This is a genomic window from Sphingobacterium bovistauri, from assembly GCF_020295405.1.
GTDB classification, from domain to species: Bacteria; Bacteroidota; Bacteroidia; order Sphingobacteriales; family Sphingobacteriaceae; genus Sphingobacterium; species Sphingobacterium bovistauri.
The window spans coordinates 88,624-111,810 of sequence record NZ_JADEYP010000008.1 but is presented as its reverse complement, the minus strand read 5'-3'; the positions used below and the strand labels follow the sequence as shown (position 1 = coordinate 111,810).

Here is a 23,187-nt window from a genome sequence, read left to right as displayed (position 1 = left end):
TTTATATTACCAATCATCTGTTCTGAATGATGAAACTGGTAATCCATTTACACCAAATAGATCCCCGATTACAAAATCTTTGAATCCATAACGAACCGCAGCAGGCTTACTAACCTTTGGAGAACTCACTACAATAGCTTTTCCTTTAATAATTGCATTGGCTGGATAAAACAATTTATCCTCACCTGCAATTTCAAAATTCTTTAATTCTTTTCCGTGACTTGTTAATCCTAATGGACATTCTCTAAAATGAACTATAGCTTGGGCTTCATGTATTTCGTATTTATCATAAATAGGGCTTTGTCCATTAATCCCCTTAAGAAAATATGAATTTTGTAAGGCTAACATTGCAAATCGGTCTCCAACTTCACTTTTTTTTGAAGGATGTATACATTCTTCTTCACCAATGTCTAATGTGACAACCATACCTGAATGCATCAACGTGTCCAAAGATTTGCGCTGCGCATCGCGAATAAATGCAGAATTAAATTTATCTTCTTTATGATATGGAGGTAGAGATGCATAATCAAAAGGAGCAATCTGTGCGTAATAGAAAGGAAGTTGATCATCATTCCACAGTTTTCTATAGGATTGGACCATACCTGTAAAGAGCCTTTCATACGATTCTGCAATTTCATAGTTAGATTCACCTTGATACCACAATATCCCCTTTAATCCAAAACCGACAATTGGATTTACCATACCATTAAATAGCATAGTTGGAATTCTATTTTTGTTCTTTAATCCATTCTCTTCAGATGGTATTTCAAGATTAGAAACTTCCTTTAGCCATTCTTGATGCATCCATGTCTCTATATTTGATCCTCCGTAAGCACATAAAATTACACCTACTGGCACCTCTAATATTTGATGTAATCGTTTTGCAAAAAAATAAGCTGTAGCACTAAAATTTGCTGAATTTTCAGGATTTGAAATTTTCCAATCCGATGGCTTGGAGTTTTCTTGCAGCTTCAAAGATGGATTTCTCGGAACTGTATAAAAACGAATATTTTTATTTTTTGACTCTATAATAGCATCTGTACTTTCTTCAATAGGTTGGCCAGGATAACCTTTCAATGGCATTTCCATATTTGACTGCCCACTACATAACCAAACCTCTCCTATTAATACATTTTGTAGAACTATTTTGTCACCAGCTAATATTTCTATGGCATAAGGTCCTCCTGCTTTGGGTGTAATGAGTTCTATCTTCCAATTTCCAGAAGTACTAGCATTGGTCCGATATGTTTTTTTATCCCACGAAGTTTTAATTGTCACCTTTTCTCCTTTATTTGCCCAGCCCCAGATTGGAACTTGTTTTTGCTGTTGCAAAACCATATTATCCGTAAATAGAGATGATAATGACAGTTTTGCAAATAGCATTTGAGTTGTTAGTAGAAAAATGAAAGTGAATACTATTCTTACCATATCAATCTAATTTAAAAAGATGGTAACCAAACCGACATATCTCCAAATTCGCGGTTGCCCCAAGCAAAATAAGGAACTAAACGAACATTGACCTCTTCTTTATCCGTATTGGATATTTTTCTGTATAAAGAAGTCCATTTAGACAATGAGGGTTCTACATAAGCTTTACCTTTTAAGAAGGTAATTTCCTGTCCCATAATTTCTCCTTTTTCAGGTGAAAATGTGTCCAAAATCTTAAATTTAAGATCAAATAAATTCACATCCTTATCAATATCTTGATTTTCTAGACAATAAATAACAGGACCACGTTTCAATGCGATTTGATTGCGTGTTTCCTCAACTAGAGGATTAGATTCCATGTAAGCCACTTCCATAGGAATTTCCATTTCGATTAAGTCATTCCTTTTCAAATCTTCAGTTAATGTCACATATCCTCTGTCTACCTTGTACGCGATATTTTTACCGTTCTTTTTTAACGTTATATTTTCGGCCCAACCTGGAATTCGTAATTTCAATTTGTATGATGAAGGAATCTCTTGAACTTTAAATGCAATATTACCATTCCAAGGGTATTGTGTAGTTTGTTTAATTATGATTGCCTCATTATTTACTTTGGTATTCAATTCATTCCCTCCATATAAATTCACCCAAATATGATTGTCAGAAATGCTGTATGAATAATTACTTATTTCGGCAACTGTACGTACTGTATTCGGTGGACAACAGTTGGATAAAGAGATATACGGGACACGTTTTTTTGACCATCTTTGTTGAAAAGGCAAATCTGTAGAATAACTTAATGGATTAGTATATAAATACTTATCCCCATCAAGGCTCACACCAGACAATACACTATTATATAGGGCCAATTCTAATACATCAATATACTTACCGTCACCAGTTAGATTTGCCATTCGCCAATTCCACAGTACATTACCTATATTCGCACAAGTTTCATTATGAGCTGTCAAGTTTGGTAATTGATAATCTCTTCCGAAGGCTTGATGTATTTTTTGGACATCCTTAGGATCATAAGATGTTCCATCAGGAGATGTCCCATCATACAATGATCCGACTCCCCCCGTAATGTACATCTTTGTTTCCGTCATATCGTCCCAGATATTGTACAATCTATTCGTTAAAGTAGTATCCTGTATTTCAGCACTTAAGTCCGCGACCCCAGCATATAGATACGTAGCTCTAACAGCATGACCGATAGCTTTATTTTGTTGACGGAATGGTACTCGATCTTGGTTATCATCTGTTCCATCTTCAATTTCACCCTTTATATCAATTAGATGTTTTGCTAACTCTAGGTATTTCTTATCCTCTACAGTTCGATACAGCTCAATGACACCCATATAGTGAGATGGACAAATTGCATTTCTTGCAAGTGTAGGATTAGATTTTTTATAGAATCCGTGTAGGTAATCAGCAGCTTTTATAGCAATATCTAAAAGATTTCGCTTACCAGTAATCCTGTAATGAATACAAGCTGCTGTCATTAAATGACCTATATTGTAAGCTTCAAAACTTAATCTATCTTGAAATTCTATATTATGACCTGCATTCTTTTGATCAATCGTTGCTTTTGTATAAATATAACCATCTGCGCGTTGTGATTTAGCAATTACAGCAATGACCTCATCAAGCATTTTGGACAATTTAGGATCTTTTGTTTGTGCATAAATAGAAACTACAGCTTCTATTGTTTTATAAAAATCTCCATCATGAAATGATGGACCTTTATGTTCACCTTCAAAATGTCCGGCTGCGATTTCAAAATTGCGATAAGCATGACTTATTTCTGCATTTGTATACACTTCCCAAAGACTTGGAACCATACGATCAACACAAACTTTAGTACGATCTGCCCAAAAACCTTTAGTCCATTTCACATCTCCTATATTAATAGCTCTTTTTACTGCGTATGGACTGTTAGAAGTATTTGTGATTGCCTTTTCTTGCGCATTAACCGTTGCTATACAGTTTACGAAAAGTCCAATACATATATATTTTAAAGATTTCATCTAATTAATTATTAGTTTGCCATATTAATTTTACCTCTCCATTTAGACCCGAAGGGAGTAATCCTTTTAAAAATTTATTCGGAGCTGTAGTCTTGATTTTTTTATTTTCTACATTGGGGTTCTCCGATTCATACAAAAATCTATTTCCCCATGTATTCACGACCTTGATCTCCAGCTTATTTTTTCCAGAGTTAAGTAGTTTACTAATATCCAATTGAAATGGATTGGCCCATATTACACCCGCATAATTACCATTTACTGAAACTTCTGCCATACTTTCTACTTCACTCAACTGCAACAGTACACGTTCATCATGCTTAGGTTTATTTATCTGAAAGTCTGCCGTATATATACCTTCTCCCGAATGGTATTTTATTTCTGTATTACTGCTATTGGTCCAAAAAGTAGGCGTTTTCATTTTGACAGCAGCATGTGATATCCCAAGAATCTGCATTTCCCAATTAGATTTTATTTTTTCTACCTTAAGAGTCTTCCATTTTGGCACATTAATATCTTCATCACTAAAGATGATATAAAATGACCCGTGAACATCAAATTCTACATCAAGAACAAATCGGCCGTTTAAGATCTCTCCTTTAGCTCTTGATAAATCGTCGGAAAGCGGATCGTATATATATGCATTACTCCTGTACTCACGAAATGATACCGTTGTATTATGCTTCACACTATCTTGACTAGCTAGGAAATATATTTCACCTGATTCGAAAGTTCTATGATTCCATGAAATTTGGGTATTATTTTTATGATTAATAATAACGTCTTCATGTAAATTTATAAATGATAGATCCTTTGTATCCACAGTTCCTACGAATAACTTCCCTTTACCTAACTGTTTACTAAGTAAACTTTTCGAACCATCAACCCTTGTTTGTAAATTAGAAGACAACTTAATGATAATAGCTAAAAACTCTACTGAATCTCTTGCTGATAAAATACCTCGAGGATTTTTTGGAAGTTCTTCAAATAAAACATTACCACCATTCTCTATAAGATCGACTAATTTTCTCAGTGTAGATAAAGTATAATGATTTCCTCTATGGTTAAGTGTATGATTCGATGGAACAACCAATAATTTGTATGTAATATGATCACTCATAACAATGTTGCCATCGACGACTTTTGTATTATTTATAAGCACATCAGGATTAAAAGAGTCATATGCGTATCCTTGAAGTGGATCTACCCATTCTTCAGGATTATACATGTTTTTTGTGGTGCTAACATTAGCAAACTTTTGCATTGGGATGCCCTTATTTGCTAACATACGATTGGCTAATGCAACCCGATGCCCTCCTAATAAACCCGGTATTACATTTACAAGACGATTAGGTAAAATTGATCGACGTGGAATTTCTTCTCCAATAAAAACGGCTATATCCCTTACTGGCTTTCCGTGTTGTAATAACTGTTGATTACGAATTGCATAATTAACCCATTCTTTACCTTGATTCCACCAAGTTTGGTCTCTCTGAAAAAATATCCCTACACCATCTAAAGTCATACCTGGTTTACGGTCCAACCAAGGATTGTGCGTGTAAACATGATAAACTAAACTATTTACTCCGATAGCATAATTTCTATCCTGAAGAGTTTTTAACAATCTAGGATGTTCATCCCACTGCATGCGAATTTGAGTAAATGCTTCAGACATTAGAATATTCTTTCCGTAGATATGACCGGCAGAAATAGCATCTAAAATATCATTTGGCTTATCATGGGATGGGCTTCGATACCAAAACTCACCCATTGTATTATCCGTCCAAGAAAAATGACTCAATCCATCACTAGCCATTACTGGTGCAGTAGTTTCTGCAGTAAATTTTACAGCATATTCATCAGCCTTTTTCTTCAGCGTTCCAAAACATTTTTCATCCAATAACTCAGCTAGTGTTAATCTATAGTCTGATAAAAAAGCTTCAGATTCATCAACACTATTCACTATTAATCCAGCTAAAACTGGCCAATATTTATCAATATCATACTTTCTTCTTTTCTTGAATTCCTCTTCCATCAACCGTGTCCAATTCTGACTTCCACATTCCCAGGAATCGATATGGTATACCGTGAGAACATCCTTTGATAGGTCATCAGGTACAGATTTTTTCGCACGACCATACCACTGTTCAAATTGGTATGCCATTGTTTGACTGTCCAATTTATCCGCTTCAAGCCCTTTACCCGCACCTGCTGTTTCATTTTTATGCCCAGTAGATGTATGTCCAATTCTCAATATTTTCCAATTACCCAATGGTAATTGGGTCGTCAAAATTCCATCATTATCTAATGATGCTGTAAGGTCAATGACCAAGTTGCTATTAATAATGTTTGATTTTTCAACATAATCTGGTGTAGTATATGGAGAAACCCTCCATATCTCGCCATTCTTACCCTCAATATTTGTAATTTTTGGCTCTTCGAATAATGTAATTCCTGTAAATTTTATTGAAGGTTTCCATTTTGCGACATCCAAATCTTCAGCTCCAGGCTCAGATCCCTCTGAATCATATACAAAGCGGAAAAATTTAGCTTTAGTAAATGGAATAGTGTGAGTCACCCCATTGTCCCAATCTAGCCATCCTGTTCTCGGTGCTTTTAACTGGACTACTTCATCAAAATTAATCCCATCATTACTCGCTAATATTTTAAAGCGATTAACCTGGTAATTAGATGCTTTCCAGTCTATTTTTAACGAATTACAAGGGAAAATCTCAGTAAACTCGTATTGAATCCATCCTGGCTCTGATGAAGCAAAAATAGTTTCATTGCCTTTTACAGCAATTCTTGATAAATCTTGATTATAAGAAGATGTTACTTTTACTTTTTCAGTAGTACTCAGTCGATATTCACGTTTTAATGGAATTGCGACAACTTTTAAATCTTTGTAGTAGTTTTCAATTATTTTGGCTTGTGGAATTTCTAGTGTTATTGCTTTATCTGTTGATGAAATTACCGTATCAGTCCAAACAATTTTTTGCATAGATTGCTCTGGTTTAATCCATGGTCCACCAGCTGTTGCAAAACCGTCATTTGGAAACATAGCAATTTGGATGTTTAATTTTTTAGCTTCTTCAACCATATATCGAAACATATCCCACCATTCCGGAGTAAGCGTTTTTGTTGCAGGACTAAATAATAAAGGATCCGTTTTATCTTTAATTGGAGTAAAGTATGCTCCAGCAATATTATTAGCAGCCATTGCCTCCAAATCAGCTTTAATCCCCTCTTTTGAATAGCTTGCGTGCATAAAATACCATACAACCCATGGCTTAGCATTCTGATAGGAATCAGAGGAAAGTGGTACAATTGATTTCGGAATACTCCTTATCTGCGCTTGTATATTGACAGAAGTTAATATACATAGCATGCAAACCAAAATATATAGTCTATTTATCATATCCTAAAGTATCTGCTATTTAATATTATTTATTAAAGTAATTTTCGACTTTAGTAGTACTCTGCATTGGAATAATACTAAAACTATACGTGTAATTTTGCGCCGGGATTTGGTAATGAGGTAGAGGTTGTGATACATCAGTCCATGTATCATTACCGCCAATACCCATAGTTTTATAATCTACATACAAGCTGATTTTATCCTCTTTTTTCAACTTGTACCAATGTTTAGTTTTTTCCATTTGTTCCGATGAATAATAACTAGCATTGACATTTAAAGGTTGATTACCTACGATAAGGACACCTGATTTTTTATTATCCATCAATGAAAACCATCGTACATCCATGCGATTACCATTCTCTTGAGGGACTAAATAGGGTTCTACAAAATTATCCAAACTCATTCTATAAAGACCTAAATCAAATCCATAAGCGCGATCATTATAAGTTTCCATTGGTCCTAAACCATAATATTCTATAGTATTAAAATTGGAATTGATCCCCATCTTTAATCCTACCTTAGGAATATTAGAGAGTCCATCCTTAACTTTTAAATTATAGTTTACATTAATTACTCCTGCTCCATCTACATGATATTCTACTTGAATTAATGCAGAATCATTTGGCATTCTGTAATTAGATTTTATAAAGACACCTTGTTGATTTTCAACACTTGAAATATCAATTAATTTAGGCGTATTGTACCAATATTTTAATTTAAGATGTGGTTTCCATCCCCTTCTTTCATTATCTGTTGCAGGACGGGTAAAACTTGGAAGAATTTCATTTGAAATGATATTAATCCCCTTGAATGTATATTTAGATAACGCACCAGAATTTTTATCAAACGTTATTTTAATACCATTTCCATTAATAATGTAGCTAGTAGAATCAGTAGTTACTGATAATTTTTTACTCGCATTATTTGCAACCGTAAATTTATCAAATTCTATCCATCGCAATTGTGAACTTGAAACCACATGACCGGCTTTAGCCCATGGTAAGTCTTTATTTAATTGGAATTGTACATCAATCTGATATTCAGAATTTCTCTTTGGTTTTATATTAATAAATTTCTTTAAAGACATAATTACGGAATCACCAGCTTCGAGGTTTATTGATGGAATTTCAATTTCATTTATTTCCTTTCCATTCTCACGAATAATAAGAAAGGCTTTATAAAAGTTTAGATTCAAAATCGAAGCTCTATTTTTTATAGAGATTTCAAGTGTTTCTTTATTATGCAATTTGATTTCCGCAGGCTGGTATATTTTTTTATTATCATACATAGCGGCCTTAGGTCTTCCCCAACCATCTACTATACCATTTAATGCAAATGATCCGTTGTGTTTTTTCTCGCCGAAATCACCTCCATAGGCTAATACTTCACCGTAAACACTATCCTTGCGTATCAATGCTTGGTCTTTATAATCCCAAATAAACCCGCCAATAAACCTAGGGTAGCTTCTGAAAATTTCCCAGAAATCTTTCATATTCCCAGTTGAATTACCCATTGAATGCGAATATTCAACAAATAATATTGGTCTTTTATCTCCATTTTTCTGATCAAGTAACAATTTAGGAGTATGTATTCCTGGGTAAAACCTTGAAACCATGTCTACATAATATTGATCTTTAATATTCTGTATTCTATTAGCATGATCATTTGATTTAGGGTAGCGAGCATCTGAAGGATCAATATAACCTGGCAGCTGATGACTTCCCATTGCTGGTTCATAGTGAACAGGTCTAGTGATGTCAAAATCATGAATCCACGCCGCCATAGCTGCTGTAGTAGGCCCTCTGCCCGATTCATTTCCTAGTGACCATACTACAATACTTGGATGGTTTTTATCGCGTTCAATCATTCTGATTACCCTTTCCATATGCGCATGAAGCCATTGGGGATCATTCATTAATTTTCCCCCTAAACCATGTGTTTCCAAATTAGCCTCATCCATGACCATTAAACCATATTTATCGCACAATTCATAGATATATGGATCATTTGGATAATGGGAAGTACGAATAGCATTAAAATTAAATTGCTTTATTTGACGGATATCTGCTTCCATATCCTCTCGTGTTAATGCTTTACCTCGCACAGGATGATGGTCATGACGATTTACGCCATAGAAATATGTTTCCTTCCCATTTACAAGTAGTTTTCCAGTTTCCTTACTAAATTTTACTGTTCTAAAACCAACATTACAACTTTTTGACTCTATCAACTTATTATTCTTGTCATATAAGCTCAACACAAGTTTATATAAATTAGGATCTTCTGGAGACCATTTCTTCGGATTCGCTACCTGCGCTTCCATTAGTCCAAACTTCACATTATCAAGGCGAGGGTATATTTCATTAAAAATTTCGTTTGCACTTTTTTCAATTTCCTGATCAAGAACAGGTCTAGAATTGTCATCGTAAAGTTGCATTTTTACAGTATAACCTGCTATCTCATGACCTGAATAATTATCAATTTTAGGTCTAACCGAAAATACTGCATTTTGAAAATTGTTATCCAATTTAGCTTGCCAATGAAAATCAGCTATTTTTACTTTTGGCTCTGCCATAAGAAATACATCCCTATGTATGCCACTCTTACGCCAATGATCTTGATCTTCCAAATAAGAAGCATCGCTCCATCGTATCACTTGAATTGAAACTCGATTTTTTCCCTTTTTCAAATAAGGATTAATATTGAATTCCGAAGGAAGACAAGAGTCTTCTGCATACCCTACATAGTGATCATTGATCCACAAATGATAAGCTGAACTTACACCACCAAAATGGATTATTACATTCATACCATCCCAACCTTCGGGCAAATCAAAATTACGTTGATAAGAACCTACAGCATTATAATCTTGTGGGATCCGAGGTGGATCAATTGGATCAAATGGATAAACAGCTGAACGATAAATAGGAATATCATAGCCTTTCATTTCCCAATTTGATGGAACTTCTAATTTATTCCATCCTTTTACCTCACTTTTGTGAAAGTCTTTAGGAGCTTCAGCAGGTTTAGGAACATATTTAAAGTGCCATTCCCCATTTAGAAACAGTAATCTTTCATTTGCATCTCTCTGATTAGAAAGTGCTTTTTCAATTGTGGAATATGAATATGCAGTGGCACGTGCAGGAAGTCTATTTATTGAAGTGATAAGCGGATCTTCCCATGCTGTTGCTATTTTCCCATCGCTAATTGGGGGTACAACTGCGGGTTTACCATCTACTGTTTGTGCTGATAAAGTATAAATGCCACTTAGTGACAAGAGTAAAGAGCTTATATATTTAATCATGTTGTTAGTAAAGACTTATAATGATTTGTAATCAATCTGATATGAAATTCCTGATTTTAACTCTAGTGAATACGTATGGTCATCTTGCTTTACAAAAGCCCCATGATTACTCTTTGGTAAAGTTTTACTTTTGATGCGTAAAGTTCCCAATCCTATAGGTGATTGTACTTTAATTTTGTTTTTAGAAACAAATAAATCAATCTCCCCCTTTGGAGTAGGAATCTTCCCTTCCATCCACTCTTGACTAGCAAGGTAAGGCTCAATATCATAGGTTTTATAGCCTGCTGAAGTAGGTTTAGCACCAAGAAAATATTTCCCTAAAAGATATATAGGACCAGCACCCCAAGAGTGACAAAGGCTTTTGCCATAATCTCTTCCATACATGGATAGATGGTCTTTTCCGGATTTACTAGGATTATACTCTTCCCAAAAAGTCGTAGCACCTTGCTTTAACATTGCTCCCCAATAATTCTTCATTTCTTTCATCACAAAATCTTTCTCACCAACAACACATAGCGCTTCCAATTCATAATAGCGCATATATGGAGTCATAATCTTTTGAACCTTATCGTTTAGCAATACATGATCCCTTATACCATCTTTTTGATTAGCATTTAAATAATCAAAAAATATGGCAAACATGTTTGTATACTTAGTTACATTATCTGTTTGTTTACCATCTACTAAGCTATGTACAAAGGCATTTTTCTCTGAATTCCAATAAGATTTAAAAAATTTGTCTTTCAGGTCAGTTGAAATATTTGAATACAATAATTTATCATCAGGTTTATTCAAGATTTCTGCACACAATGCCATTGTTTCTAAACTTCTACAAAACAATAATTGTTCAAAACTCACCTCACCTTTTTTACTCAACCCTTCAGCCCAATCTATAAAAACCCAATCCCCTGCTAATCCCTCCATAAAACCATTATGATTTCTTCGGTTAAGACAGAATTCCATCATAGACTTCATTCGCGGATAAATATTCTCTATAAATTCATCATCTCCCGTATATAGGTAATAATCATAAATACTCAGAAACCAATAGAAAGTATAATCCATAATTGTATTGATATGGCTTACTGTTGGTTCTTTGCCACGCAAAGCCAAAATAGTACGCTTAACAGTATTAGAGTCGAATCCTAAATAGTAATTCATGGCATAGGATTGATAAGCATCACCACTCCAAATCCATCTATCTCGTTTGATACCATCTATATAAAACTCTCTAGAAGTGAGCTCCATAGTATATTTTGAAACTTCCCATATTTTGTTCAGTTCATCATCCGAACTACGGAACGTACCTCTATCTTCAACAGGTAGATACTCGTACTGCATACTAACGTCTGAGAAATTTACATTCTCTGAATTCTTGATAAATGCATAACGAAAACCTTTAGAATTTAATAACGTGCTATCTACTTTATTGGACTGAATGATATTCAAATAATCTAATGTTTCACACTTCGCTGTATCTAAAGCTTCTTCTTTAGACTCTCCATAATAGATACTTATGTTTCCTTTGCCAATTAAATTATGCAGTGTCAAAAAACCAAAAGTATTTTTTCCAAAATCTACTAGTACACCATCATTTAATTTTGATTGATAAACTGCTTTCTGCAATTGTGTTGGAAGTTTAAATTGTGAAGGAATTTGATCCATTCTATTAAAATTCCAATACCCAACTTTGGAATATGTAGTACCAGAGGCGTCTGATGCTTTTCCAGTCTCATCTATCCACTCTTTATCTTCATATGTAACAAACCAATCTTTGTCGGTATTTACATTTTTTCCTGACACAAATAGTGCTGGTGGTGTAGATTGATTATATACTTTAATATTTACCTTTTGTTTTCCCTTCTTCAAAATCAATTTATCGGGCATTCCCGAAACCATTTTACCATTCACTTTTACATTATAGATACCTTCGGCCTTTATTTGAATTTGCTCCTCATTGGGTAAATCAAATTCTTTATTAAATTCTACTAATACATAGTGACTATCCATTTTCCAGAAAGGAGGGAAATATGTTCCTCTTTCGGTACGTCTATTTTGCATATCGTTACTCAACCAAACTTCAAAATCTCCTGGATACCAAATCCAAGTGGGACCTTGTTGTCCAAACGATAATGATGTTAAAATTGAAAGATAAAGAACAAGGAATATTCTTTTCATGATTATAATGGTTATTTAAATAAAATTGTATACCTATTAAAATTTGGGGTGATAGTTTTGCTCTAGAGTATTAACTACAAACTTAATTGAAATGCTATTTTTTTGACTGTAAGATATTTCCCAGCTATTATATATAATTAGCATAAAATGATAATACAAGAAGCTGATATTTACCATATCAGCTTCTTGTATTATACTAACTGTTTTAATTAGTAGCCATCATTTTGTCCAAATTCTACCGGATTTGCTATTGCATCCAAGAATGTTTGCGGAATAGGTCTTTTCACATGTTTAGATGGATCGAAAGATAATATTTCTGGATTCGTATCTTTCAAATATGCTGAAGTCAACTTGCCCAATCTTTTCAAATCATACCATCTTGTTTGTTCACCTGCTAATTCTCTTGCTCTCTCAGCTAATATAAAATCTAGATTAACTTCCCCCGCAGCTACTAGCATTTCACTTTCTCTAGATGACTTAGCAGCTCTTTTTCGAAGTGTGTTGATATATTGTAGCGCTTTATTAACATCATTATTCTGTAAAAGTGCGGCCTCAGCGGCAATTAAATATACCTCTCCCAATCTTATAATTGGGATATCACCCATCCAGTATTGTCTATCATAGACATATTCTTTACTTGAAAATTTCTTTAATGAAGGAAATATTTCATATTCAGCTGTAGTCCTCGTATTTGTTTGCGCATTAATCCATTTACCTTCAGCATCAAACCAATCTGATGGATCGGCAACCCAAAATGGTAAATCTGACTTTTCTTGAGTAGACATAACATAATTAGGTGTTAAAATAGATAAACCATCTAAATACCCATCATTGTTATTATCGACCATATTAACTAATCCATAATGATTTATTGCGCGATTGCCCTGTACCAAACTACTACCCGTAGCAGCAGTATTTTTGATCACACGACCTACTAGATTTGGATTCTTGCGATATTGTGAGACCATTGATGCAGTTATCGTTTTATCAGCCCATGTAGCATTATAATATTCATGGAAAAATGTTTCACTAAAACGAGTATCTGCAGGATTACGCACCGGCTGGAATACTTCGGTTAACAAATACTTAGTAGGTTTAAAAATCCTGCTATTTGCACGACCTAAGATAGCATCATTTTCTTGTGTCCCCCATGGTGCACCAACAGTGCGGGCATCCATCAAATAATATTGACGTGTACGCCCTCTATTCCATCCTTCAGGATTACGACCTTCAACGTGGTCAACAGCCTCAAGAAATAAAAACTCCGTATTATTTTTATTATTCGGTCCAGCCCAAAGTTTAGAATATCCAGAAGTATTTGCATCACTTTGATACAATGCTACACCATATTTAGCACCATTATTGATTAACTCTTCTGAAGCCTCCAATGCCAGTTTAGCATATTCTTGGACATTTTCACCTAAACGGATACGCTGTAAATATGCCTTGGCAAGCATCGCATAAGCAGCCTTCTTTGTCACACGACCACGTTCTCCAGCTACTTTATCTGGAAGATTTGCCGCAGCAAATTTCAGATCTTCAATTATTAAATCATAAAATTCCTTTTCCGTACTACGCTTAGGGCTACTAACTGCTCCCGAGACTGTAGAAGGAATCGTAGTTAAAGATATCCCCCCGAATTGTTCGACTAAGTGCCAATTAGCCCACCCTCTAAGAAAATATGCTTCAGCCACCTTTTTATTTCGTTCTTCTGGTGTATAACCTTCTACGACGTTAGCATAATGAATTGCAGTATTACAATAGTTAACTGTAGAATACATACCATTCCAAATAGTATTTAATGTCCCCAGTTGGGCATTCATATTACTATTATATAAAATAAATCCTGATTCCGTATTGCCAACATTAGTCCACAAATCAGTTCCCATTTCCATAGCGCCAATACCATCTACTTTACCATAAAAATAGTAAAGACCATCGTAGCAATAATTGATTAAACTTTCATAGCCCGATTTATATTTATAAGCTGTTTCAACATCCACCGTCGAAGGATTCCATTCTTCCAAAGAACATGAATTCATACCCCCTGCAAGTATTAATGCGAAAGAAAGTTTATATGTTAGTTTTTTAATTGACATAATTTTAGTTTTTTCGTTTTTCATCATACAATTAGAAAGACAAATTAAGGCCAAAAACCATTTGTCTATATAGAGGAAACTCATCTGATGCCCCCGATTCAGGATCCATATCTTTTAGCAAATGACTTTTCGCGAAAATGATAGGGTTATACATTGTAGAATAAACTCTTAATTTCGAGAATCCTAGGCGATTTCCTACTTTTTCAGATAAGGTATAACCCAATGTAATGTTCTTAATTTTAACAAATGAACCATCCACAACATTGAGCCCTAATACTGGATTTGTTTTATTCGTTGTTCTATTCAAATATGGCCTTGGGTAATCATTCGTCGGATTATCTGGTGTCCAATAATCATATATTGAAGGCATATTTAGAGATTTATATTTAAAATATCCCAATAAATTAGCATCTATATGATGTCCCCAACGCGCTACTGTGAAAATATTTAAGTCAAAACCTTTGAAAAGAAATGTATTCTGCCATCCTGCTGTCCAGTTTGGACTACCTTGACCTATGATTGTTCTATCTCCCGCTGCAATAGAATATTGATTTGTGGCCGAATATTCAATAGGAATTTCAGCAGTATTATCTACCCATACACCTTCACTTAATCTTGTAAGCTTTGATTGTGTCTTTACATCTCCAGGTAACAATCCAAATACTGCTGCATCAGCAGCCTCATTCGTTTGCCATACCCCCAATTTCTTATATCCATATAGTACTTTACTAGGTTCATCCATGAATAATCCTAAAGAAACTAAGTCATCTACAGATGTTCCACTTCCTAAGTCAATCGAACGAACTCTTTCCTTATTGTAAGCATATGTAAGTGTAGAATTCCATTTGAATGACTCCGTATTAATGTTTTTAGTTGTTAAGGTTACCTCAACACCTTTGTTATTCATTTTTGCTAAGTTTCCTGTAATTTGATATGGAAGCTTAGGAGTAAATCCTCCACTTGAAAAGGGCAAACTTCTAGCATATAATACATCTCTAGTGTCTGTATCATATAATTCGACTACCGCCTGAACTCTATCGTTGAATAATCCTAAGTCTAAACCAATATTAAAATTGTATGATTTCTCCCACCCTAACTGAGGATTACCAACGGTACGCGTAAGTACACTCACCGGTAGAACACCACCACCTAAATTAATAGCATCAAGACCTGAACTAGTTACTTCAGTCATCGTTGAGTAAGGACTAATTCCAGAGTTTCCTGAAACACCATATGACACTCTTAACTTTAGATTATTAACCGTTTGGCTTATGTTTTGCATAAACTTCTCATCACTAATTCTCCAAGCTCCCGCTGCTGCCAAGAAAGTGTCCCAGCGTCGTGCCAATTGCGAAACACCATCTGTACGTTGCGTCAATGTCAATAAATAACGTCCTTTGTAACCATAGTTTAAGCGAGAGGCAACTGACATTCTTTTACTCATATTATATCCTGAGCTCACATTGGGTACTGTACCCCCTTGCAAACTATACCATAAATATTCATCATACAAAAAGCCTTCATTGTAAGCCATCGAATTCTCAGATTGATTATGTGCCCAAGATGAAACGACAGTTGCAGACAGGCTATGATCTTCTGCTATAGTGGTATTATAATTTGCTATATTTTCCCAAACATATCCATAATTAAGATTTGATGTAACGCTTGCATTGCGCACTTGCGCTGAGCTACCTGCCAACATCATATATGTACGATCACTATTAAAAGCTCCACTTCGTTGATTACTTAATGAAGCGCCTAAAATTGACCTAAATGTTAAACCTTTAGCTATATCGATATCGATGTGTGGATTAATCGTTAATGCTAAATCCTTAGAATTATTACGCAATGTATTGGGAATATCATCCGCTAACAAACTAGGAGCCGTCATGCCTTCAATTGGGTAAACATTTATATTACCCTCACTATCATAAACTTCACCCAAAGGAGCTAAATCAAATGTTTTATTAAGTCGACTTGGACGTGTCTCATTATCTCGCCAAGTAACACCCGATACTATACCTCCTTTTAGCCAGTTGGTAATTTTAGTATTTGCACCTGTTCTTGCAGTATACAGGTTTGATTGGTCACTGCGATATATCCCCTTAGTAGAATTGTAGCCTAACGAAAAAAAGCCTTGAGTCTTCTCAGTTCCACCATTAATAGATAATGAATAGTTTTGTTGAACCCCATCTTGTAATGTCTCATCAGTCCAATTTATCCATTGGTTATTATCTAAATATTTTCCAATCTGCTCAGGATTCAAACTCCAAGCCGTTAATAATTCTGTTCTATCGTTTGATTTTCGACCATTTGTAGCCTCAAAACTATCTTCCAAATATTGCAACCATTTATCGCCTGAAAGTGCTGACGGGTATCTACCATTTGAATTAATACCAGCATAAGCATCCAAATTAATTGATACTCTACCCTCTTTAGCCTTCTTGGTCGTAATAATAATTACACCATTAGCTCCAGAAGAACCATAAATAGCAGTTGAAGACGCATCTTTTAACACTTCAATACTTTCTATATCATTTGGATTTAAATTAGTTATGCTACCAGGTATTCCATCCACAATGTAGAGTGGACTATTGCCTGCTGTTAAAGATCTATTACCACGTAATAATATCTCCGAACCAGATGAAGCGCGACCTGAAGATCTTGCAATATCTAGACCTGCAACTCTACCTTGAATTGCTTCAATAGGGTTAGCTACTGGAGCCATAGCAATATCCTCAGCTTTTACTGAAGAGACTGCACCTGTCAAATCTTTCCTTTTTACACTACCGTACCCGATTACGACTACTTGCTCTAACTCTTCATTTTGAGCATTTAGTACAACATTTAATACTTGATTTGAGGAAACTTTAAATGACTGCCGAGCGTATCCTACTGAACTAAAGGTAACTTCTCCTGTTTTTTCAAGTTCAATCGAATATTCTCCACTGGTATTTGAACGCACACTCTTACCAAATGCACTAATAGTTACATCAGATAACGGTTGCCCCTGCACATTACTTACCTTCCCTGAGACCTTATAAGTCTGCTGCCTTAATTCAATGACTTCATTTGCATGAGTCAATGAAATATTGAACTGGGTAGAACCTATAGCTAAAAATGCTAAAGGCCAAGTTCTTCTAAATTTGTTTAACATAGATATAGTTTATACTTCTACAATGGTTATCAAAAATATACTGGGTAGTATATCAATTTTGGCTTTATTATTCTCAAATATATAAATAGATTACACCAATTATATTTCCCTTAATTACCATTTTATTATACAATTTTATCATAATATTAAAGATTTTGTCTAATTATTCAGACAGTTAAGTATTATAAATTAGAGGGATTAAAGATTGGCTTGAAACAATATCTAATAACCTAGTCTAATTAGGAAGCTATTTATTAATCTGCTATTTTTCGTTTGAATTCTATTTTAATTTTGGTTCAACTAAAGGATTCTTATAACCAATTGTTGCATACCATAAGATAATTAAGTAACAGACGAAAGGAACTAGATATCCAAATTGCATGTTTCCACAACGATCTACAATCTCACCCATGAAAAATGGAAAAACAGCACCTCCAACTATAGACATTATCAACCATGATGAGCCTGATTTCGTTTGCTCACCTAACCCCATTATCCCTAAAGAAAAGATAGTTGGAAACATAATTGACATAAATAATCCAAGACCACCTAGGGCATATAATACAACCATACCTGAACCCAAAATAGCAATCAACGAAAGTAATATCGTCGCACTGGCACATATGGCTAGCATACGTTTTGCTGAAATATATTTTAAAAAGAAGGTACCTATAAAACGTCCCACCATGAATAACAATCCATAAATACCTAATGCATAACCTGCTACTTTTTCATCCACTCCAGCTCCCTGTTGCGCTACCATAATAAAAAAACTGGTAACACAGACTTGTGCTCCAACATAAAAAAACTGTGCTATAACTGCGAATGCTAAATTTCTATTTGCTAAAACTGAAAAAATACTTTTATTACTATTTTCATTATCAGATGGGGAGTCTGTATTCTTGATTTCTGGTAGCTTGATAAAAATAAAAAGAATAGCTACGATTAGTAATACTGATCCTAATATAAAATAAGGTAATTTTACAGATGATGCTTCAGACATCAAGTATGTCAAGCGATCTGGTTCTGACATCACATTTAATTCTTGCTCAGTATAATTTTTTCCTGAAAGAATGAAAATTGTCCCCAATATTGGAGCTAGCATTGCTGCTAAACCATTGAAGGAAGCCGCTAAATTAATTCTACTTGTAGCAGTCTCTGCTGGTCCTAATAATGTGGTGTAAGGATTTGCTGCTGTTTCTAAAATTGCTAATCCACATCCAATAATAAATAAGGCTACCAAAAACATTTCATACATACGCATATTAGCAGCAGGTATAAATAAAAATGCTCCAATTGAAAAGGCAAAGAGCCCTATAATAATCGATGTCTTGTAACCAATTTTTCGCAATAGATATCCTGCCGGAAGAGCCATAACAAAATAGGCTAGAAAAACAGAAGTATCGATTAAAGCAGATTGACTATTATTTAACTGACATGCCTTTTTTAAATGAGGAATCAAAACCCCATTTAAATTGTGAGCCATTCCCCATAAAAAAAATAGACTTACAATTAATATAAATGGTAAAAGATATTTTTTTGATGAAGACTCATTTCCTTTTGCTGAATTACTCGTGTTGATATGCATTGGTAGATTGATATTTAATTTTGGTTTATCATACAGTATAAATGATTATTAAATCTTATACCTTTTCTTAACTTTTACGTTTGGCTAATAATATATGGTCAGCGACCAGTACCACATCTCCATGTTGATTTATCACTTTGACATGTTCTATGACAGTTCCATATTCTGGATTTTTAGCTTCAGATTTTTCAGAAATAATCACTTCGACATGAATTGTATCGCCAATAAATACAGGCTTAACAAAACGTAAACGATCATATCCTTTTGAAAAAGCTTCAGGATTTATAACTGACGCTGTAAGTCCAATACCAATAGAAAATATCATAGTACCGTGCGCGATTCGTTGACCGAATGGCTGTGTCTTACACCACTCTGCATCCATGTGATGTGGAAAATAATCACCTGTATGACCTGCATGAACGACAAAGTCAGTTTCAGTAATTGTTCGCCCTAATGTCACCCTTTTATCCTGTAGAGTATAATCTTCAAAAAATAACGATTCAAAATGCATAATTTATAATTTAGTTATAACTGTTTAATTGGTCTATTTCAAATTATTTATAATAAATAATTAATGAATTCCCCCCCATTCTCGCTACTCTTATAGGCTGTTTCCACGACCGCCATGGTGTGAATTACATCTTCCACACTGGCAGTTAAAACATCAATTTCACCCAATTTGAAGCGAATTAAACTACCCATACTCCCGATGAAAGCATCTGGAAACCATGTGCCTTCTAACGGAACTTCCACCCAATCCAAATTTTCGGAATCACCTTTAATACAATATTCAAATTTATCAGGCACACCGTGCGGATAATTCATCAATAAACCCATTTTCGCTTTGATAGCACCCTTTGTTCCCTCCCATTTAATAAAACTTTCTTGATGCTTATCGCCAAACTCATGATCATGATTTGTATTAATTACAGCACGAAGTGTATCACCAAAATCAAATATCATAGTAGACCTACTCGAGGAGAGCTCTTTTGCTGGGTGCTTAAATGTTTTCGCATAGATACTAATTGGATTACCTAGAAAAGAACGTATTAAATCAATATAGTGAACACTATGATATAGTATCTCAAGTCTTGGGTGAATCATTACGTGTGGGAATAATTCCCAAGGTGTATGAATGCTAACCCGAACTTCCATATCATAAATCTCACCTAAATAATTATTATCCACCAGCCATCTTGCTGCATTCACAAATGGACTTTGACGAAGCTGACAATTAATTGCGGCTACTAGTTTTTTACGCCTACATACTTCAAGAATAGCTTTTGAATCAACGAAATAATCCCCCATAGGCTTTTGAATCAATACAGCAGCTCCATCAGGTAATGCTTCTAAAGTTTCAATAAACTGAGTAGGCATAATCGTAATATCATAGACCGTGTTTTCTGGAGAATTATTCACAGCCTCCTCTATGGTGTCAAATACATGAGGTATTTCAAATTCTTGGGCTAATACCTCGGCTTTGGCACGTGTTCTATTGATTATACCAAATACATTGAAACCTGCTTTTTGATAAGCTGGTAAATGCGCATCTCTAACTATCCCTCCAGCTCCAATTATAACAATTGGTAAATTTACCTTTGGAAGTGTTACTTTATATTCAATAGGTATCATGTTAATCTATTTATTTTTTGTTGAGCCATAGACAATAATAGATAACTATCCTCATTTTGAGTTATAGATTCAGTCACGACATTATCTATAATATGAGCTATTTCTGGCCAATTGGTTATCTTAGGCAATGTTTTTGCGATTTCATGCAATTCACCTAATTTATTATAAAATGGTATTTTGGAATTGATTTCTTCATCATACCAAGTAGAAAATCTACAACCTACTCCGCCTGTTAACGTCAATAATTTATCTTGCTCTTTTCCTATGGAATATTTTAAAAAATCATAGGCAAGGTCCTTATTTCTACTTCCTGTAGCTACTGCTGTAAGCCAATATACATTAAGGGAAATAGGCTTTATCCCTGGCATTGTCGGAATTGAAGCTATATCAACGTTTCCTTTCACTGCTGAGTCTTTATCAATTTGAGCCCAAGAAGCAAAGCCAAACCAATTCACCATCATTGCCACCTCACCTTGAGCAAAAGCATTTCCTGCTTTTACGGAATCGTAAGATTTTGAATGGGAATGCAAACAGTTTTCATTATTAAATAATTGCCTGTAGAAATCTAATGCCTGAACAGCAATCTGACTATTAACAACTACTTTCCCGTCATTATTTAGAAGCTCTCCCCCCCGCGACCAAATCTGAATACAAAAATCAAATACCGCATTATGCCCATCTGGATAACCTGCGAAAATGGTACCGAATAAATTTTGTTCTGGTCTATTAAAAAATGATGCTACTTGCAAAAATTCATCCCATGTTTTAGGAACTTTTAATGGACGCTTGAATTGCTTTTGAAAATTTTCCTTCTCCTTTGGATCTTGGAATAAATCTTTTCTATAAACTAAACATTCAGGACCATCATGAAAAGGTAAAGCTAGAATATCATTATCAAAATTTTGAAAATATAAAAGGCTCTTACTCCATGCATTTTTGTAATCTTCTACCGGATTTTTTTCTAAAAAATTGTTTAGAATATGTAAACTATTTTGAGAATGGGCTTTCGAGATCCAGTCCGTATTAATATGTACCAAATCCCAAATTCCAGATTTAAGACCTTCCTTTATAATCAATTCAGAATATAATTCTTCTAAATCCATTGGTACAAATTCAATATCTATTGCGCTTTTGTTGAGCTCATTGTATGAATTCAACAATGATTCTAATACATCCTCAAAAGGCCCGAATTTTCTGACCGCAAATCGTAATTTATCCATAAAGCTCTTTTAATATTTGTTCATTATGCTCACCTAAGTTCGGTGATCCTTGCTCTGAAAAGATAGGCTTACCATCAATACGAATTGGACAACGTGTTGTACCATATTGAAATCCATCACCCATATTTACTGTTTGGATCATTTCAACTGCTTTGAACCCATCGTGCTCAAACAGATGATTCCAAGATAATACATCAGCGCACCAAATATCAGCTGCTTCTAAAATATTTAGCCAATATGCAGTATCTTGATTTTGAAGATGTTTAGTTAAAATATTTTTAATTTCATCGCGTCTTTCAAACGCTTCTGATGCCTGCATAAACTCTCCCAATTGGGCACAACCTAATAGCTGCCCCAATTGAGGAATAGAACCCATAGCTAGCGTGAGAAAGCCATCTTTAGTTTTATATATTCCGTATGGCGCACCTAAATATGCATTAGCATTACTTGTCTCTGTACGATTAGGCAATTGCCCACCATCTTGATAATATGTCGTTATTACTTCAAATTGAATATCAGCCGCTGTATCTAACATAGATATATGTACATACGCCCCAATATTATGAATCACCTTTCGATATAGACATGCCAGTATTGCAGAACTCAGATTAGATCCAGCGAACATATCTACAATAGATAAGCCCATTGGTACGGGTCCATGACTAGCATTCCCACTTAACCAAGTCATACCTGTCATAGACTGTAACAGTAAATCTTGACCAGGTTTACTTGACCAAGGGTTATCCACTCCGTAGCCTGATATTTCTGCATAGATAACATTCGTATTTATCTTTCTTACACTTGATTGATCAAAGCCTAATCTTTCCATTACACCTGGTCGGAAATTATGGATTACGACATCTGCTTTTTTAATCAAGTCTGTTATTACAGCTTTATCTACTTCATTTTTAATATCAAGAGCAACACTTTCTTTATTTCTATTGATCGCATGAAATACTGTGGATGTACCATTTAAAATAGTATCAGAAGTATATAAATGTCTGCAAATATCTCCTGTTAATGGTTTTTCAATCTTGATTACACGAGCACCAAGATCAGCAAGTCTTAAACTTGCTAATGGTCCCGCCAAAAATTGGCTAAAGTCAATAACTAAGTAGTTTTCTAAAGGTAGCATA

Annotated in this window: 12 protein-coding genes; all 12 read right to left on the bottom strand. The window is 34.6% G+C overall.

Annotated features, from left to right (window positions below; translation table 11 throughout):
• Positions 1–6: 6 nt before the first annotated feature.
• The 12 genes from IPZ78_RS06195 to IPZ78_RS06140 all read right to left on the bottom strand — a co-directional run bounded on the left by IPZ78_RS06195 (position 7) and on the right by IPZ78_RS06140 (position 23,186).
• Positions 7–1,428 carry a sialate O-acetylesterase gene (locus IPZ78_RS06195; RefSeq protein WP_225552129.1) on the bottom strand — a complete coding sequence of 474 codons (1,422 nt, stop codon included), beginning with the start codon at positions 1,426–1,428 and terminating at the stop codon, positions 7–9.
• A gap of 11 nt (positions 1,429–1,439) precedes the next feature.
• Entirely contained in the window at positions 1,440–3,458 is a 2,019-nt protein-coding gene (locus IPZ78_RS06190) for an aceric acid hydrolase (protein ID WP_225552128.1), read from the bottom strand.
• Between the two features lie 4 nt (positions 3,459–3,462).
• Positions 3,463–6,873 (bottom strand): glycosyl hydrolase, encoded by a 3,411-nt coding sequence (locus IPZ78_RS06185; RefSeq protein WP_225552127.1) that lies wholly within the window; start codon positions 6,871–6,873, stop codon positions 3,463–3,465.
• Positions 6,874–6,898: 25 nt separating this feature from the next.
• Entirely contained in the window at positions 6,899–10,177 is a 3,279-nt protein-coding gene (locus IPZ78_RS06180; RefSeq protein ID WP_225552126.1) for a glycoside hydrolase family 2 TIM barrel-domain containing protein, read from the bottom strand.
• 15 nt (positions 10,178–10,192) lie between these two features.
• On the bottom strand, positions 10,193–12,355 hold the full coding sequence (locus IPZ78_RS06175) for an alpha-L-rhamnosidase-related protein (protein WP_225552125.1): 2,163 nt from the start codon (positions 12,353–12,355) through the stop codon (positions 10,193–10,195).
• 209 nt (positions 12,356–12,564) lie between these two features.
• Entirely contained in the window at positions 12,565–14,454 is a 1,890-nt protein-coding gene (locus tag IPZ78_RS06170) for a RagB/SusD family nutrient uptake outer membrane protein (protein WP_225552124.1), read from the bottom strand.
• A 31-nt stretch (positions 14,455–14,485) separates the two neighbouring features.
• Positions 14,486–17,611 carry a SusC/RagA family TonB-linked outer membrane protein gene (locus IPZ78_RS06165; RefSeq protein ID WP_225552123.1) on the bottom strand — a complete coding sequence of 1,042 codons (3,126 nt, stop codon included), beginning with the start codon at positions 17,609–17,611 and terminating at the stop codon, positions 14,486–14,488.
• A 280-nt stretch (positions 17,612–17,891) separates the two neighbouring features.
• Complete coding sequence (gene fucP / locus IPZ78_RS06160) at positions 17,892–19,199, bottom strand: L-fucose:H+ symporter permease (protein WP_225552122.1); 1,308 nt, start codon at positions 19,197–19,199, stop codon at positions 17,892–17,894.
• A gap of 67 nt (positions 19,200–19,266) precedes the next feature.
• On the bottom strand, positions 19,267–19,710 hold the full coding sequence (locus IPZ78_RS06155; RefSeq protein ID WP_225552121.1) for a MaoC/PaaZ C-terminal domain-containing protein: 444 nt from the start codon (positions 19,708–19,710) through the stop codon (positions 19,267–19,269).
• 47 nt (positions 19,711–19,757) lie between these two features.
• Positions 19,758–20,831 (bottom strand): Gfo/Idh/MocA family protein, encoded by a 1,074-nt coding sequence (locus tag IPZ78_RS06150; protein ID WP_225552120.1) that lies wholly within the window; start codon positions 20,829–20,831, stop codon positions 19,758–19,760.
• Positions 20,828–22,051, bottom strand: coding sequence for an extracellular solute-binding protein (locus IPZ78_RS06145; RefSeq protein ID WP_225552119.1), 1,224 nt, complete (start codon positions 22,049–22,051; stop codon positions 20,828–20,830). The genes IPZ78_RS06150 and IPZ78_RS06145 overlap by 4 nt, the downstream gene beginning before the upstream one ends.
• Positions 22,044–23,186: a CaiB/BaiF CoA transferase family protein gene (locus tag IPZ78_RS06140; protein WP_225552118.1), complete on the bottom strand. Its 1,143-nt coding sequence runs from the start codon at positions 23,184–23,186 to the stop codon at positions 22,044–22,046. Before IPZ78_RS06140 ends, IPZ78_RS06145 begins: the two co-directional genes overlap by 8 nt.
• Position 23,187 lies beyond the last annotated feature (1 nt).